The 16,460-nt window shown below is 59.3% G+C and carries 15 protein-coding genes; all 15 read left to right on the top strand.

The features are described 5' to 3' along the window. Window positions 1-179: 179 nt before the first annotated feature. The 15 genes from fleQ (at window position 180) to fliM (ending at window position 16,446) form a co-directional block, all read left to right on the top strand. Window positions 180-1,655: a transcriptional regulator FleQ gene (fleQ, locus tag JOE29_RS07740; protein ID WP_003422160.1), complete on the top strand. Its 1,476-nt coding sequence runs from the start codon at window positions 180-182 to the stop codon at window positions 1,653-1,655. A gap of 122 nt (window positions 1,656-1,777) precedes the next feature. After that, a complete protein-coding gene (locus JOE29_RS07745; RefSeq protein ID WP_210079290.1) occupies window positions 1,778-2,992 on the top strand; it encodes an ATP-binding protein in 1,215 nt (404 codons plus the stop codon). After that, on the top strand, window positions 2,992-4,407 hold the full coding sequence (locus tag JOE29_RS07750; protein ID WP_003422163.1) for a sigma-54 dependent transcriptional regulator: 1,416 nt from the start codon (window positions 2,992-2,994) through the stop codon (window positions 4,405-4,407). Before JOE29_RS07745 ends, JOE29_RS07750 begins: the two co-directional genes overlap by 1 nt. A gap of 242 nt (window positions 4,408-4,649) precedes the next feature. Beyond that, a complete protein-coding gene (gene fliE, locus JOE29_RS07755) occupies window positions 4,650-4,979 on the top strand; it encodes a flagellar hook-basal body complex protein FliE (protein ID WP_003344011.1) in 330 nt (109 codons plus the stop codon). A gap of 15 nt (window positions 4,980-4,994) precedes the next feature. Further along, complete coding sequence (gene fliF, locus JOE29_RS07760; RefSeq protein WP_016568596.1) at window positions 4,995-6,779, top strand: flagellar basal-body MS-ring/collar protein FliF; 1,785 nt, start codon at window positions 4,995-4,997, stop codon at window positions 6,777-6,779. Then, on the top strand, window positions 6,772-7,788 hold the full coding sequence (gene fliG / locus JOE29_RS07765) for a flagellar motor switch protein FliG (RefSeq protein ID WP_003316807.1): 1,017 nt from the start codon (window positions 6,772-6,774) through the stop codon (window positions 7,786-7,788). The genes fliF and fliG overlap by 8 nt, the downstream gene beginning before the upstream one ends. A 15-nt stretch (window positions 7,789-7,803) precedes the next feature. Next, entirely contained in the window at window positions 7,804-8,622 is an 819-nt protein-coding gene (fliH, locus tag JOE29_RS07770) for a flagellar assembly protein FliH (protein WP_003344005.1), read from the top strand. Then, window positions 8,612-9,970, top strand: a complete 1,359-nt coding sequence (gene fliI / locus JOE29_RS07775; RefSeq protein ID WP_003391356.1) for a flagellar protein export ATPase FliI — start codon at window positions 8,612-8,614, stop codon at window positions 9,968-9,970. The genes fliH and fliI overlap by 11 nt, the downstream gene beginning before the upstream one ends. A gap of 6 nt (window positions 9,971-9,976) precedes the next feature. Further along, window positions 9,977-10,426: a flagellar export protein FliJ gene (gene fliJ, locus JOE29_RS07780; protein ID WP_002554288.1), complete on the top strand. Its 450-nt coding sequence runs from the start codon at window positions 9,977-9,979 to the stop codon at window positions 10,424-10,426. Window positions 10,427-10,510: 84 nt separating this feature from the next. Further along, window positions 10,511-10,858, top strand: coding sequence for an STAS domain-containing protein (locus tag JOE29_RS07785; RefSeq protein ID WP_003344003.1), 348 nt, complete (start codon window positions 10,511-10,513; stop codon window positions 10,856-10,858). Next, entirely contained in the window at window positions 10,818-12,524 is a 1,707-nt protein-coding gene (locus tag JOE29_RS07790) for a fused response regulator/phosphatase (protein WP_016568595.1), read from the top strand. Before JOE29_RS07785 ends, JOE29_RS07790 begins: the two co-directional genes overlap by 41 nt. Window positions 12,525-12,558: 34 nt before the next feature. Next, window positions 12,559-12,915 carry an Hpt domain-containing protein gene (locus tag JOE29_RS07795; RefSeq protein ID WP_003316811.1) on the top strand — a complete coding sequence of 119 codons (357 nt, stop codon included), beginning with the start codon at window positions 12,559-12,561 and terminating at the stop codon, window positions 12,913-12,915. A 111-nt stretch (window positions 12,916-13,026) separates the two neighbouring features. Next, window positions 13,027-14,433, top strand: coding sequence for a flagellar hook-length control protein FliK (locus JOE29_RS07800; RefSeq protein ID WP_058444806.1), 1,407 nt, complete (start codon window positions 13,027-13,029; stop codon window positions 14,431-14,433). Between the two features lie 522 nt (window positions 14,434-14,955). After that, window positions 14,956-15,468: a flagellar basal body-associated protein FliL gene (fliL, locus tag JOE29_RS07805; protein WP_003343996.1), complete on the top strand. Its 513-nt coding sequence runs from the start codon at window positions 14,956-14,958 to the stop codon at window positions 15,466-15,468. 9 nt (window positions 15,469-15,477) lie between these two features. Then, window positions 15,478-16,446 carry a flagellar motor switch protein FliM gene (gene fliM, locus JOE29_RS07810; protein ID WP_003422170.1) on the top strand — a complete coding sequence of 323 codons (969 nt, stop codon included), beginning with the start codon at window positions 15,478-15,480 and terminating at the stop codon, window positions 16,444-16,446. The last annotated feature ends 14 nt before the right edge of the window (window positions 16,447-16,460 follow it).

Here is a 16,460-nt window from a genome sequence, read left to right on the forward strand (position 1 = left end):
TGTTTAATTGTCATTTTTATTGTTCGACAAGAATTTCGCCATAAATTTGACTGTGTCCGTTTTTTTGACTTAACTAGTGATGTTTACTATTTTCTGGCGTCTCAAGGTTTATACAGCTGAGAAAGCCAAGCTGCCCCCCCAATCATGGGCATTGAGTTGACTAGGGAAGTTGCTATTGCATGTGGCGTGAAATCAAGATTCTGCTAATCGATGACGATAGCCAGCGCCGCCGGGATCTGGCGGTTATCCTGAATTTTCTTGGCGAAGAAAATCTCTCCTGTTCCACTCAGGACTGGCAGCAGGTAGTCGGCTCTCTGGCGTCTCCACGAGAAGTACTGTGCGTACTTGTCGGTAGCGTAAATGCACCGGGCAGCCTGCAGGGGCTCCTTAAGACCATCGCGGCATGGGATGAGTTCCTTCCTGTGCTGCTGATGAGCGAAAATTCTTCGGTCGAGTTGCCCGAGGATTTGCGCAGACGAGTCCTTTCCGCACTCGAAATGCCACCCAGCTACAGCAAGCTGCTCGATTCGCTGCACCGTGCCCAGGTCTATCGCGAGATGTACGACCAGGCTCGCGAGCGCGGCCGTCATCGTGAACCGAACCTGTTCCGCAGTCTGGTAGGTACCAGCCGCGCGATTCAGCACGTGCGGCAGATGATGCAGCAGGTCGCCGACACCGATGCCAGCGTACTGATTCTTGGTGAGTCGGGGACCGGCAAGGAAGTTGTTGCGCGTAATCTGCATTACCACTCCAAGCGTCGTGATGCGCCGTTCGTGCCGGTCAACTGCGGTGCCATTCCGGCCGAATTGCTCGAAAGCGAGCTGTTCGGACACGAGAAGGGCGCGTTCACCGGCGCGATCACCAGCCGTGCCGGCCGCTTCGAGCTGGCCAACGGCGGTACCTTGTTCCTCGACGAAATCGGCGACATGCCGCTGCCGATGCAGGTCAAGCTGCTGCGCGTCCTGCAGGAACGCACCTTTGAGCGTGTGGGCAGCAACAAGACGCAAAGTATCGATGTGCGCATCATCGCCGCGACGCACAAGAACCTCGAGACCATGATCGAGCTGGGCAGCTTCCGCGAAGATCTTTACTACCGTCTCAATGTGTTCCCGATCGAAATGGCGCCGTTGCGCGAGCGTGTCGAAGACATCCCGCTGCTCATGAACGAATTGATTTCGCGCATGGAGCACGAGAAGCGCGGTTCGATTCGTTTCAACTCCGCCGCCATCATGTCGCTGTGTCGCCATGCCTGGCCGGGCAACGTTCGTGAGCTGGCCAACCTGGTCGAGCGCATGGCGATCATGCATCCGTATGGTGTGATTGGTGTGGCCGAGCTGCCAAAGAAGTTTCGCTATGTCGACGACGAAGACGAGCAGATGGTCGACAGCATGCGCAGCGAGATCGAAGAGCGTGTGGCGATCAACAGCAACACCCCGAATTTCGCCTCTGGCGCGATGCTGCCGCCTGAAGGGCTCGATCTGAAAGACTACCTCGGTGGTCTTGAGCAGGGCCTGATTCAGCAGGCACTCGACGATGCCAACGGTATCGTTGCCCGCGCTGCGGAGCGCTTGCGTATTCGTCGTACCACGCTGGTCGAGAAGATGCGCAAGTACGGTATGAGTCGTCGTGAGGGCGATGAACAGGCAGATGATTGACGCCGGTTTTTTGTGCCAAAAACCAAGCCCCTGATTTTTCAGGGGTTTTTTTTAGGCACGGGGATTGCTAAGTCTCTCTTAACACACCGTTTACTGACGGTTCGCCACGAGAGAGATGAATCATGTCCCAGGCCGCCCAACTGACTTCCGCCCTATCTGTTCAGGCTCAGTACTCCCCGGAACTGGAAAGTCGTCAGGGGCTTGAGCAGGCATTCTCGCTGTTCAATCAAATGTCGGCGCAACTGACCAATTCCTACGGCGTGCTTGAAGCGCGTGTTACCGAACTCAAGGGCGAACTGGCGCATGCCGGCGCCCAGCGTCTTCAGGAACTGGCGGAAAAAGAACGCCTGGCCAACCGCCTGCAGAATCTGCTTGATCTGTTGCCTGGTGGCGTCATCGTTATTGATGGCATGGGCGTCGTGCGAGAGGCCAATCCCGCTGCCATCGATCTGCTCGGGCAGCCGCTGCTGGGCATGCTCTGGCGTCATGTGATCAGCCGCTGCTTTGCACCCCGTGAGGACGATGGTCACGAAGTCTCGCTCAAGGACGGTCGCAGGCTCTCTATTGCCACGCGTTCGCTGGATGCCGAGCCGGGGCAGCTGGTATTGATCAATGACCTGACCGAAACCCGTCATCTTCAGGAGCAGCTGGCCCGTCACGAGCGCCTGTCGTCACTGGGGCGTATGGTCGCTTCTCTGGCGCATCAGATTCGTACACCGTTGTCCGCTGCGATGATTTACGCCAGCCACTTGACCGAGCGGGAACTGCCGGTGGAAACCCAGCAGCGTTTCGCCGCGCGGCTCAAGGATCGTTTGCACGAGCTGGAGCATCAGGTTCGCGACATGCTGGTATTCGCCCGGGGCGAGCTGCCGCTGACGGATCGGCTGACCCCCGGAGCTCTGTTTCAGGCGCTGCAAAATGCTGCTGCGACGCATGTTCAGGGCTTAGCGGTGCGCTGGCAGTGCGACAGTATCGATGGCGAGCTGCTGTGCAATCGCGACACATTGGTCGGCGCTCTGCTCAATCTGATTGAAAACGCCGTCCAGGCAAGCGCTGGCCGGACGCTGTTGAAAGTTCACGCCTACAGTCGCGGCAATGAGCTGCGGATCTGCTTCAGCGATAACGGCAGCGGCATTGACAAGGCTGGGCTGGCGCGCATCGGTGAGCCATTCTTTACGACCAAGACCACCGGCACAGGGCTTGGTCTGGCTGTGGTGACGGCGGTGTCGCGTGCGCATCAGGGACGCGTGCATTATTTGTCGCGGGTCGGCCGTGGTACCTGCGTCATTATCAGTCTGCCGTTGATCCCGGCTTCCAGTTCGACAGGTACTAACTGATGCCGATCAATGTGCTGCTGGTCGAGGATGATCTTTCGCTCCGGGAAGCGCTTGGGGAAACCCTCGAGCTGGCCGGTTATGACTATCAGGCGGTCGGTTCTGCCGAAGAGGCGCTAGTGGCCGCCGACGCACAGCCCTTCAGCCTGGTGATCAGTGACGTCAACATGCCGGGCATGGACGGGCACCAATTGCTGAGTCTGTTACGCAGCCGGCATCCGCAATTGCCAGTGCTCTTGATGACTGCGCACGGCGCAGTCGAGCGTGCGGTCGACGCCATGCGCCAGGGTGCTGCGGATTACCTGGTCAAACCCTTCGAGCCCAAGGCGCTGATCGCACTGGTTGCGCGGCATGCACTGGGTCGTCTGGAGCCTGCCGAGCGCGACGGGCCGATTGCCGTGGAGCCCGCCAGTATCCAGTTGCTGAACCTGGCCAGTCGCGTGGCGAAAAGCGACTCCACCGTGTTGATCTCCGGCGAGTCCGGTACTGGTAAAGAGGTTTTGGCGCGTTTCATTCATCAAAACTCGCCCCGTGCCGATAAGCCTTTTATTGCGATCAATTGTGCAGCGATTCCGGACAACATGCTGGAAGCCACGTTATTCGGCCATGAAAAGGGTTCGTTTACCGGCGCCATTGCGGCGCAGGCCGGCAAGTTCGAGCAGGCTGACGGCGGGACGATCCTGCTGGACGAGATTTCCGAAATGCCGCTGGGGCTGCAAGCCAAATTGCTGCGTGTGTTGCAGGAACGCGAAGTCGAGCGCGTAGGGGCGCGCAAGCCGATCGTTCTGGACATTCGCGTCGTGGCGACCACCAACCGCGATCTGGCGGGCGAAGTGGCGGCGGGGCGCTTTCGTGAGGATCTGTTTTATCGCCTGTCGGTATTTCCACTGGCATGGCAGGCGTTGCGTCAAAGGACTGCCGATATTCTGCCGTTGGCCGAGCGGCTTCTGGCCAAGCACGTCAATAAAATGAAGCACGCGCCGGTTCGTCTTTCTGCAGAAGCGCAGCAGTGTCTGGTGAGCTATCCATGGCCCGGGAATGTGCGGGAACTGGATAACGCAGTACAGCGGGCCTTGATTCTGCAGCAGGGCGGGGTGATTCAGGCGCAGGATTTCTGTCTGTCCGGGCCGGTTACCAGCTTGCCTGTTGCCGCGCCCGTCGAGGCTGCAGCGGCTGTTACCGTCACTACCGTGGCGGAGAATGCAGGGACCGGCGTCAGTCCGGAATCTGCCGGCGCGCTGGGCGATGACCTCAGGCGTCATGAGTTTCAAATGATCATCGACACCCTGCGTTCTGAACGGGGACGTCGCAAGGAGGCTGCGGAACGCCTGGGTATCAGCCCACGTACATTGCGTTACAAGCTGGCGCAGATGCGTGACGCTGGAATGGATGTGGAAGCCTATCTGTTTGCCACATGAAGGAAGCACACTGATTGCCGTTCCCGATCGGCGGTCACTGAATATTTTTGCTGTGATGCAAGTCTGAAATACACCCGACGCCCCGTAAATAAGGGCGATTCGGCGTGATCTCGTGTCAAGTGACATGATGCGCTTATCTGGTGTGGCAAATAGCCGCCATCTAGCTGGCATCGTTGTTGCTATACCTTCTGTACCCGCTGAATCAGTGTCAAAAATTTGCGGGCCTTACGAGAGATATGTCCATGAGCCAAGGTGTTGAATTTAATCGCTTGATGTTGGATATGCGGGCCATGCAGATGGATGCGATGTCTGCGCCCAAGCCCGTGTCCGGTGCGCAGGAAGCCGGTGCCAGCAGCTTCGCTGACATGCTTGGTCAGGCCGTCAACAAGGTCGCGCAGACCCAGCAGGCTTCCAGCCAGTTGGCCAATGCATTCGAAGTCGGCAAGAGCGGCGTGGATCTGACCGACGTCATGATTTCGTCGCAGAAAGCCAGTGTGTCTTTTCAGGCGTTGACCCAGGTACGTAACAAGCTGGTTCAAGCTTACCAAGACATCATGCAGATGCCGGTTTAAGGGACGTACTGAGTCATGGCCGAAGCAGCTGCCGATACCGTTCCTGCAAGAGCGGGCGCTTCCGAAAGAAAACCGTTGTTCGGTATGTCTTTTCTGGAAAATCTTTCCGAAATGACCATGCTGCGGCAGATCGGCCTCATGGTCGGTCTTGCCGCGAGCGTGGCCATCGGCTTTGCCGTGGTGCTCTGGTCCCAACAGCCTGACTATCGTCCGCTTTATGGCAGTCTGGCGGGCATGGACAGCAAGCAGATCATGGACACCCTGACTGCAGCGAACATCAACTACACCGTCGAGCCGAACTCCGGTGCGCTTCTGGTCAAGTCCGATGATGTGCAGCGTGCGCGCATCCAGCTGGCCCAGGCGGGCGTGGTACAGAACGACGCCAATATCGGCTTCGAAATCCTCGATAAGGATCAGGGCCTGGGTACCAGTCAGTTCATGGAAGCCACGCGTTATCGTCGCGGGCTGGAAGGCGAACTGGCACGGACCATTTCTGCGTTGAACAACGTCAAGGGTGCCCGCGTGCACCTGGCCATTCCGAAAAGCTCGGTGTTTGTCCGTGATGACCGTAAGCCAAGTGCCTCGGTACTGGTCGAGCTATATGCCGGTCGCTCGCTGGAGCCGAGCCAGGTGCTGGCCATTATCAATCTGGTCGCCACCAGCGTTCCCGAATTGAGCAAGTCGCAGATTACCGTCGTTGACCAGAAGGGCACGCTGCTTTCTGATCAGGCGGAAAACTCCGAGCTGACCATGGCTGGCAAGCAGTTTGACTACAGCCGGCGCATGGAAGGCATGCTGACCCAGCGTGTGCAGAACATCCTCCAGCCGATCCTGGGTAATGACCGCTACAAGGCCGAGGTCTCGGCGGTGGTTGATTTCAGCGCTGTCGAATCGACCGCCGAAAGCTTCAACCCTGACCAGCCTGCCTTGCGCAGCGAGCAGTCGGTCAATGAGCAACGTTCCAGCAGCTCAAGCTCGGGCGGCGTTCCGGGGGCGCTAAGCAACCAGCCGCCCGGCCCGGCGACGGCTCCACAGACTGCAGGTGCTGGTGCCGCCGGTGCTGCCGGCCCCATCGCGCCAGGCCAGCCCCTGCTGGATGCCAATGGTCAGCAGATCATGGACCCGGCAACCGGTCAGCCCGCATTGGCGCCATACCCGGCCGACAAGCGCGTGCAGTCGACCAAGAACTTCGAGCTTGACCGTTCTATCAGTCACACCAAGCAGCAGCAGGGCCGTTTGACCCGCCTTTCGGTTGCGGTAGTGGTCGACGACATGGTCAAGACCAACGCGGCCAATGGCGAAGTCAGCCGTGCTCCGTGGAGCGCCGCGGATCTGGCGCGCTTCACGCGTCTGGTGCAGGATGCCGTCGGTTTCGACGCCAGCCGCGGTGACAGCGTCAGCGTGATCAACGTGCCGTTCTCCAGCGAACGCGCTGAAGTGCTGCCTGAAGCGTCGTTCTATTCGCAACCCTGGTTCTGGGACATCGTCAAACAGGCTGTTGGCGTGATCTTCATCCTGATTCTGGTGTTCGGTGTACTGCGCCCGGTGTTGAACAACATCACCAACGGCAAGCGCAAGGAACTGGCAGGTTTCGGTGGCGACGCCGAGCTGGGGGGCATGGGCGGTCTGGACGGCGAATTGTCCAACGATCGCGTAAGCCTGGGCGGCCCGCAGAGCATTCTGCTGCCGAGCCCTACCGAAGGCTATGATGCACAGCTGAATGCAATCAAGAGTTTGGTGGCTGAGGATCCTGGCCGTGTGGCTCAGGTTGTGAAAGAGTGGATCAACACTGATGAATGAACGAGCCATGGTAGCCAAACTCTCCAAAGTTGAAAAAGCGGCTGTACTGTTGCTCTCGCTGGGCGAAACCGATGCGGCTCAGGTGCTCCGGCACATGGGCCCCAAGGAAGTCCAGAAGGTGGGCGTAGCGATGGCGCAGATGCGCAATGTGCATCGCGAGCAGGTCGAAGAGGTCATGAGCGAGTTCGTCGACATCGTTGGCGATCAGACCAGCCTTGGCGTCGGTTCCGACGGCTATATCCGCAAGATGCTGACTCAGGCACTGGGCGAGGACAAGGCCAACGGCCTGATCGACCGGATCCTGCTGGGTGGCAATACCAGCGGTCTGGACAGCCTCAAGTGGATGGAGCCGCGTGCCGTTGCCGACGTGATCCGTTTCGAGCACCCGCAGATTCAGGCCATCGTGGTCGCCTATCTCGACGCCGACCAGGCGGGCGAGGTGCTCGGGCATTTCGATCACAAGGTCCGCCTCGACATCATCCTGCGCGTGTCATCGCTCAACACCGTACAGCCAGCGGCTCTCAAGGAATTGAACCAGATTCTCGAGAAGCAGTTCTCCGGTAACGCCAACACGTCGCGTACCACACTGGGTGGTATCAAGCGTGCGGCCGATATCATGAACTTCCTCGACAGCTCGATCGAAGGTTCGCTCATGGACTCGATCCGCGAGGTCGACGAAGACCTGTCGGTGCAGATCGAAGACCTCATGTTCGTCTTCAACAATCTTTCCGATGTGGACGATCGCGGTATCCAGGCGCTGCTGCGCGAAGTATCCTCGGACGTGCTGGTACTGGCCCTCAAGGGCTCGGACGAAGCGATCAAGGAAAAAATCTTCAAGAACATGTCCAAGCGTGCCTCCGAGCTGCTACGCGACGACCTGGAAGCAAAAGGTCCGGTGCGTGTCAGCGATGTGGAAACCGCCCAGAAAGAAATCCTCACCATCGCGCGTCGTATGGCCGAGGCCGGCGAGATCGTACTCGGTGGCAAGGGTGGCGAGGAAATGATCTAAGGATTCAGCCGACTCATGTCCAGTTCCAATAAAGAATCGGCCAGCGACCTCATTCGCGCCAAGGACGCCGGGTTGCTCGATATCTGGGCGTTGCCCAGCTTCGATCCGCACGTCGAGCCCGAACCTGAACCGGAGCCCGAGCAGCTCGACGAACCGGCCGAGATGGAAGAAGTGCCGCTGGATGAAGTCCAGCCACTGACCCTGGAAGAGCTGGAAAGTATCCGTCAGGAGGCCTGGAACGAAGGCTTTGCCACCGGTGAAAAGGAAGGTTTCCACAGCACTCAGCTAAAAGTGCGTCAGGAGGCTGAGGTCGTTCTTGCGGCAAAAGTCGCCAGCCTGGAACAACTGATGAGCAACCTGCTGACACCTATCGCCGAGCAGGACACCCAGATCGAGAAGGCCGTCATTCATCTGGTCGAGCACATCGCGCGCCAGGTGATTCAGCGTGAACTGGTTACCGACTCGGCACAGATTGCCAGCGTCCTGCGCGATGCCCTCAAGCTCTTGCCTATGGGCGCGCAGAACGTGCGAATTTTCATAAACCCTCAGGATTTTCTGCTGGTCAAGGCCATGCGCGAACGTCACGAGGAGTCCTGGAAGATCGTCGAAGATGAAGACCTGCTGCCAGGTGGTTGTCGGATCGAAACCGAACATAGCCGTATCGACGCCAGCGTCGAAACGCGCATCGCCCTGGCAATTTCCAAGATGCACGACCAGTTGCATGAGCAGGTAACCCATCCTGCGGCAGCCGATCTGAGTATCGATCTGCAAGCCTCGCCAGGTACAGTGCCTACTGCTGACGAATCCGACGCGGACACCCTCGATGCGCCTTGATCGCACCAGTTTCGCCAAGCGCCTCGGTTCCTATGCCGAGTCGATCAGCCTGCCTGTCCAGCCCGTAGTGGAAGGCCGCCTGCTGCGCATGGTGGGTCTGACGCTTGAGGCCGAGGGCCTGCGCGCGGCGATGGGCAGCCGCTGTGTGGTCATCAATGACGACAGTCATCACCCGGTGGAAGTCGAAGCCGAAGTGATGGGTTTTTCCGGTGGCAAGGTGTTTCTGATGCCGGTCGGCAGCGTGGCGGGCATCGCGCCTGGCGCACGGGTTGTGCCGCTGGCCGATACCGGTCGGCTGCCGATGGGCATGAGCATGTTGGGCCGGGTGCTCGATGGCGCTGGTCGTCCGCTGGATGGTCGCTCGCCGATCAAGGCCGAAGACTGGGTGCCGATGGATGGCCCGACCATCAACCCGCTCAAGCGTGACCCCATCAGTCGGCCGCTGGATGTCGGCATTCGGTGCATCAACGGTTTATTGACGGTGGGCCGCGGTCAGCGTCTCGGGCTATTTGCCGGTACGGGCGTGGGTAAGAGTGTGCTGCTCGGCATGATGACGCGCTTCACCGAGGCGGACATCATCGTCGTCGGCCTGATCGGTGAGCGGGGCCGTGAGGTCAAGGAGTTCATCGAGCACATCCTCGGCGAAGAGGGCCTGAAGCGTTCGGTCGTCGTCGCTTCGCCAGCCGATGATGCGCCACTGATGCGCTTGCGTGCAGCGATGTATTGCACGCGAATCGCCGAATACTTTCGTGACAAGGGCAAGAATGTCCTGTTGCTGATGGACTCCCTGACCCGTTTTGCTCAGGCTCAGCGGGAAATCGCGCTGGCCATTGGCGAGCCGCCAGCCACCAAGGGTTATCCGCCCTCTGTCTTCGCCCGTTTGCCCAAGCTGGTGGAGCGCGCTGGCAATGCCGAGGCGGGTGGTGGTTCGATCACCGCGTTTTACACGGTGCTCTCGGAGGGTGATGATCAGCAGGACCCGATTGCCGACTCGGCGCGTGGTGTGCTCGACGGTCACATCGTACTGTCCCGGCGCTTGGCCGAAGAGGGGCATTACCCGGCCATCGATATTGAAGCGTCCATCAGCCGGGTCATGCCTGCGGTGGTCAGCCCTGAACATATGGCGCGTGCCCAGCATTTCAAACAGTTGTGGTCGCGCTATCAGCAGACCCGCGACCTCATCAGCGTCGGTGCTTACGTGGCCGGTGGCGACCGGGAAACCGACATGGCGATCGCGCTGCACCCGGTGCTGGTGCGCTACCAGCGCCAGGGCCTGCGTGAAAACGAAAGCATAGAAGGCAGCAGCGAGGCGCTGGCGTCGATTTTCGCACCAGCGCCTGGCGGCTGATAAGCCATGGCCCAGAGTCGAGCGGCGCGTCTGGCGCCGGTGGTCGAGATGGCAGAAGCCGCCGAGCGAACCGCCGCCCAGCGCCTTGGGCACTTCCAGGGGCAGGTCAACCTTGCCAATAACAAGCTGCAGGAGCTTGACCAGTTTCGTCAGGATTATCAGCAGCAATGGTTGCAGCGCGGCAGTGCCGGGGTTTCCGGGCAATGGCTGCTGGGCTACCAGCGCTTTCTCAGTCAGCTCGATGTCGCCGTTGCCCAGCAATACAAAAGTCTCGAATGGCACAAGGCCAATCTGGATCGGGCGCGCAGCGCCTGGCAGGATTGCTATGCGCGTGTGGAGGGCTTGCGCAAGCTGGTGCAGCGCTACATGGACGAGGCGCGCAGGCTGGAGGACAAGCGCGAGCAGAAATTGCTCGACGAGTTGTCGCAGCGTCTGCCTCGCCATGAACAATTCTGACGTTTGACTCAATCAGACCCGCAGCAATCTCTCGGGCTGGTCTACGCTATCAATGTCTCGGTGATGAAACACCTCGAGGTTCCCATGACAGTCACTTCCAAACTTTCTGACGATGGCCGGACGCTGATCCTTGAAATCGAAGGACGCTTCGATTTCAACTCCCATCAGGCGTTTCGCGCTGCCTATGAGGACCATCCGCAGTCATTGAATTACGTGGTCGACCTGCGCGGTACGCATTATCTGGACAGCTCGGCGCTGGGGATGCTGTTGCTGCTGCGCGATCATGCTGGCGGTGACAAGGCGTTGGTGCGCCTGGTCAACTGCACGCCTGATGTGCTGAAGATTCTGGCCATTTCCAATTTCTCGAAGCTGTTCGAATTGAGCATACCCAGTGCAGTCAGCCCCGAAAAAACTGTGCATTCTGATCGCTGATGACAGCACCAGTGACCGCTTGCTGCTTTCAACTATCGTTGCGCGGCAGGGTCACCGGGTTCTCAGCGCGGGCAACGGTGTCGAAGCGGTTGCCATTTTCAAGGCCGAAAGCCCGCAGTTGATTCTCATGGACGCCATGATGCCGGTCATGGATGGTTTCGAAGCGGCGCGAAGAATCAAGGCAATGGCCGGCGAATCGCTGGTGCCGATCATCTTCCTGACCTCGCTCACCGAAGGCGAAGCGCTCGCACGCTGCCTGGATGCCGGTGGCGACGATTTCATGTCCAAGCCTTACAACCCGCTGGTATTGGCCGCCAAGATCAACGCCATGAACCGCTTGCGGGTATTGCACGAAACCGTCCGCCAGCAGCGTGACCAGATCGCCAGGCATCATGAGTATCTGCTCAATGAGCAGCGTGTCGCCAAGGCGGTGTTCGATCAGATCGCCCACGCCGGTTGCCTGGGGGCGAGCAATATCCGCTACCTTCAGTCTCCCTACGCATTGTTCAACGGCGACCTGATGCTCGCCGCTTATACGCCAGCCGGGCACATGCAGGTGCTGCTCGGGGATTTCACCGGACATGGCTTGCCGGCGGCGGTGGGTGCCATGCCACTTGCCGAGGTGTTCTACGGCATGACCGCCAAGGGCTATGGTCTGGTTGAAATCCTCCGTGAAATGAACGCCAAGCTCAAACGCATCCTCCCGGTCGACATGTTTTGTTGTGCGACGCTGCTGTGTATCAATCTGCCGCAGCGGCAGGTTGAGGTCTGGAGTGGCGGCTTGCCGGACGGTTACCTGTTGCGCGGCGTGCAGGGCGAGCATGTGCCGCTGGCTTCGAATCATCTGCCATTGGGTGTATTGAGCGTCGATGCCTTCGATGCGCGCACCGACGTGTATCCCTTGGCACCGGGTGATCGCATATTTCTGTTGTCCGACGGCGTGCTCGACACCAGTAACAGCCAGGAGGAGCTGTTCGGTGCGCAGCGTCTGCGAGAGGTTCTGTCTGCCAATCGCGAACCGCAGTTGCTGATCGAAGAGATCCTCGAGGCGCTCAACGAATTTGGCGGCAAGGCGCGTGACGATGTCAGCCTTCTGGAAGTCAGCGCTGTCGAGGCGCCGCTGAAAAGTCTGCCAGCGATGATGTATTCGGACAGCGGCGCATCCAGCCCGCTGGACTGGTCGGCCAGCTTCGAGTTTCGTGCCTCGACCCTCAAGCGTTTCAACCCACTGCCTTATGTGCTGCAACTACTGCTGGAGGTTCATGGCCTGCGTGATCAGGGGGCCGCACTGCACATGGTGCTTGGCGAGCTGTACAGCAATGCGCTGGAGCATGGTGTGCTAGCGCTGGATTCGTCGCTCAAGCACGATGCAGCAGGTTTCGCGCTTTATTACCAGCAGCGCGCAGAGCGTCTCGACAGGCTGCAGTCCGGCTTCATCCGGGTGACCCTGCAGGTCGAAACGGTCGCGCAGGGCGGTCGGTTGACCCTCAGCGTCGAGGACAGCGGCCAGGGATTCGATGTGGAAAAGACCCGGACGCCGACGTCTGCCAGCAATGAACTGTATGGTCGCGGACTGCATCTGGTCTGCGAATTGAGCCGCGAGGCCAGGTGGTCCAGGGATGGCAGGACGGCCTGCGTGGAATTTTCCTGGAAGGGAGTGGCATAATCCTCGCCTGGAGTCTTGATCAAGGAGTGAACAAGTGTCGATTCATCTGGATTACAGCGTATTGAATGCCTTGCAGGAGGTCATGGAGGACGAATATCCGACCTTGCTGGATGTTTTTCTCAAGGATTCCGAGCAGCGTATCGCGCAACTGCGCCTGGCTGTGGGGTCGCACGATCCTGATTTTCAGGAGTTGAGCCTGACCGCTCACAGTTTCAAGGGCAGCAGCAGCAACATGGGCGCCTTGCAGCTTTCCGAGCTGTGTCGTCAGCTCGAGGACCAGGCTCGCCAGCAGCAGTTCGCAGGCCTGGCAGAGCTGATTCGCACGATCGACAGCGAATACATGACGATTCGCGGGCTGTTCAATTCCGAGCGGCAGCTGTTCGTCAGTTGAGTCCTGACGTCACCCCCTTGATTCCCGTTACCAAGGATCATTTAAAAATTGGCCCGCATATTGCTAGCTACTCCGGTAAGGCGATAACCAGCAGCTGATGCGGAGACCGAAATGCCCCTTGCTACCAATGCGCTTCTTCAGGCCACAACCTCTGTGACCGCCAGGTCCGGTGTGGCCAATAATGCGGTCAAGTCTGCTGACAGCAGCAAGGACGGGGCCTCCAGCTTTTCCAATGTCTATGCAAAGCAGGCCAAAGACACTGCCCCTGCGCGGGAAGATGCGCCAGTAAAGCCAGCTCGCGACAAGACCGCGCCTGACAAGGACAAGGTCGCCGCCGGCAAGGACAAGCCTGCAAGTGATCAGGCAAATGCCGCCGACAAGTCGAGCGTTGCCGATAGCGGCAATGATTTGCCAGCCAAGCCGGCTGCTGCAGATGATGACGCGGGGCATTCTGATGCTAAACAGGATGATGCACAGGCCTCTGCCGATCCGGCGTTGACTGAGGGCCAGGCGGTCGTCGATCCGGCCCTTGATCCGGCATTGCAGGCAATGGTCGCACAGGCTCCCGGGGCCCCTGTAGCCAAGGTGCCACCCAGTTCGGAAGTCGTCACTGCTCCAGTGGTCTCGGCGCTCACCACCACCACTCAGGCGGCACCGCCGGCCGTGGTTGAAGACGCCTTCAACCCAGACGCCGATCCGCTTGATGGTCTGGATGCCGTGCAGTTGGCGCTGGAAAACGCCACTGCCAAAACCCAACTGGCTGCGCAGAATGCCCAGGCTGCCAACAAGGCGACGCCGAGCAATGCTGAAGCTGACCCCAATCAAAATATCGTCAATAACCTGTCGGTCTTGAGCGAGCAGCTTCCGTCCGAAGGCAGCAGCACTGAAAGCAGCGACAAGTCGTTCAGCGGTTTGATCGGTGAGGGGCTGAAGGATGTAAAAGGCGCCGCCGGTGACACGCGCGTCGACAACTTTGCCGATCGCCTCGCTGCGCTCAGCCAGGCCGCGCAACCCGTACGTGCAGCGGCGGCACCGGCTGCGCCCTTGATGAACCAGCCGTTGGCCATGCATCAAAGTGGCTGGACCGAAGGCATCGTCGACCGCGTCATGTACCTGTCGAGCCAGAACCTCAAGACCGCGGATATCAAGCTTGAGCCTGCCGAACTCGGCCGTCTGGATATCCGGATCAACATGGCGCCTGAGCAGCAGACCCAAGTGACCTTCATGAGCGCGCACCTGGGTGTCCGTGATGCGCTGGAAAGCCAAATGTCGAAGTTGCGTGAGTCGTTCGTGCAGCAGGGGCTTGGCAACGTCGACGTGAATGTCTCCGATCAGTCGCAACAGCAGGCCCAGCAACAGGCTCAAGAGCAGGCCAGTCGCGCCCAGCGCAGCGGTCGGGGTGGGGGCAGGAGCTCTGGCGATAGCTCGGATGAAATCGCAGGCGTCGATGCGGCCATCCCTGTCAGCCAGCCAGCGGCACGAGTGATCGGCACCAGTGAGATCGATTATTACGCGTGAGGCTCCTGCGCCACATGGCAACCGCGACGCGACGTCATGCACTGCCTGAACGTGTTGGCGCAGAAGTGCTTTTTGAACGCGATGGTACAGACGACGCAGAGTGCGACGTAAGTGACGGCTGAGTCCTGGCGCTGCTCCGGCGACCCCCGGATCAGTGACAGGGCGAAGGAACCCGACGAAGTCGGGCCGGAAACGGAGCCAGGGGCTTTGGTCACTTTGGCCCCATCAAAGTGACTCGCCGAGGGGCGAAAAGGTGACCTGAGCCGAACCTCAATCCACCTGACAAAGAAAAACCGCCGTGTGACGCAGAGCGTCACGAACTGCATTCCTACGCGGAGCGTGAGGAACGATAGTCATCAGGGGCCGCGCCTTCAACGGCTGTACAAGAGTCACCATGCCCTCGCGCCCAGGCGCGTAACCGTTTGTGTCCAATACATCCCCGTTTCGTACAACTCTGGCATAACACTTGCTCTGCCTCTGTCACGTATTGAAGAACCTCTTGAATAGTGACGGATTATTGGCATGGCGCAGAGCGAAGAAGTTAAAGACCCCGCGACCACAGGCAAAGGTAAAGGCAAGCTCAAGCTCATTATCATTGCCGTCGTGGCGTTGCTGCTGGCGGTAGGCTTGTCGGTGGGCGCGACCTGGTTCCTCATGCACAAGAGCGAAAGCAAGGTAGACCCAGCGGCGGCCGCAGCGGCAGCGAACGTCAAGCCCGTGGCGGTGTTCGAGCCGATGACCCCGGCCTTCGTGGTCAACTTCAACGCCAATGGCCGCCAACGCTACATGCAGGTGAGCATCACCATGCTGGGTCGAAATGCAGCCGACATGGAAGCGCTGAAGGTACACATGCCATTGATCCGCAATAATCTGGTCATGCTGTTTGCAGCCATTCCCTTCGAATCGCTGGCTTCGCCGATCGGCCAGGAAATGCTGCGTCAGAAAGCGACCGCCAGTATTCAGGAAGTCGCACAGAAAGAACTCGGCAAGACTGTGATAGAACAGCTGCTCTTCACTAACTTCGTATTGCAGTAGGACTCTCACATGGCCGTGCAAGACCTGCTCTCCCAGGACGAGATCGATGCGCTGCTGCATGGCGTCGACGATGGGATGGTCCAGACTGACAACAACAGCGAGCCTGGCAGTGTCAAAAGTTACGACCTGACCAGCCAGGACCGGATCGTCCGCGGACGCATGCCGACGCTGGAAATGATCAACGAGCGATTCGCTCGCTACACGCGTATCAGCATGTTCAACCTGCTGCGCCGCTCGGCGGACGTGGCAGTGGGCGGTGTTCAGGTCATGAAGTTCGGTGAGTACGTGCATTCCCTGTACGTGCCGACCAGCCTCAACCTGGCCAAGATCAAGCCGCTGCGAGGCACCGCGCTGTTCATTCTCGACGCCAAGCTGGTGTTCAAGCTGGTGGATAACTTTTTCGGCGGTGACGGTCGTCACGCCAAGATCGAAGGCCGTGAGTTCACGCCGACCGAACTGCGTGTCGTACGCATGGTGCTGGATCAGGCGTTTGTCGACCTCAAAGAGGCCTGGCAGGCGATCATGGAAGTGAATTTCGAGTACATCAACTCGGAAGTTAACCCGGCCATGGCCAACATTGTCGGGCCGAGCGAGGCTGTAGTGATCTCCACCTTCCACATCGAACTCGATGGCGGTGGCGGCGACTTGCACGTGACCATGCCGTACTCGATGATCGAGCCGATCCGCGAAATGCTCGACGCCGGTTTCCAGTCCGATCTGGACGATCAGGACGAGCGCTGGGTCAACGCGCTCAAGGAAGACGTGCTGGATGTCAACGTGCCGCTCACCACGACCATCGCCCAGCGCCAGTTGCCGTTGCGGGACATCCTGCACATGCGCCCTGGCGATGTCATCCCGGTGGAACTGAGCGACTCGCTGGTCATGCGTGCCAATGGCGTACCTTCATTCAAGGTCAAGCTTGGCTCGCACAAGGGCAAGATGGCCCTGCAAGTAATCGAACCTATAGCGCGACGCTGACCTTTCAGGTCTGC

Source organism: Pseudomonas sp. PvP009, assembly GCF_017832995.1.
Lineage (GTDB): Bacteria > Pseudomonadota > Gammaproteobacteria > Pseudomonadales > Pseudomonadaceae > Aquipseudomonas > Aquipseudomonas syringae.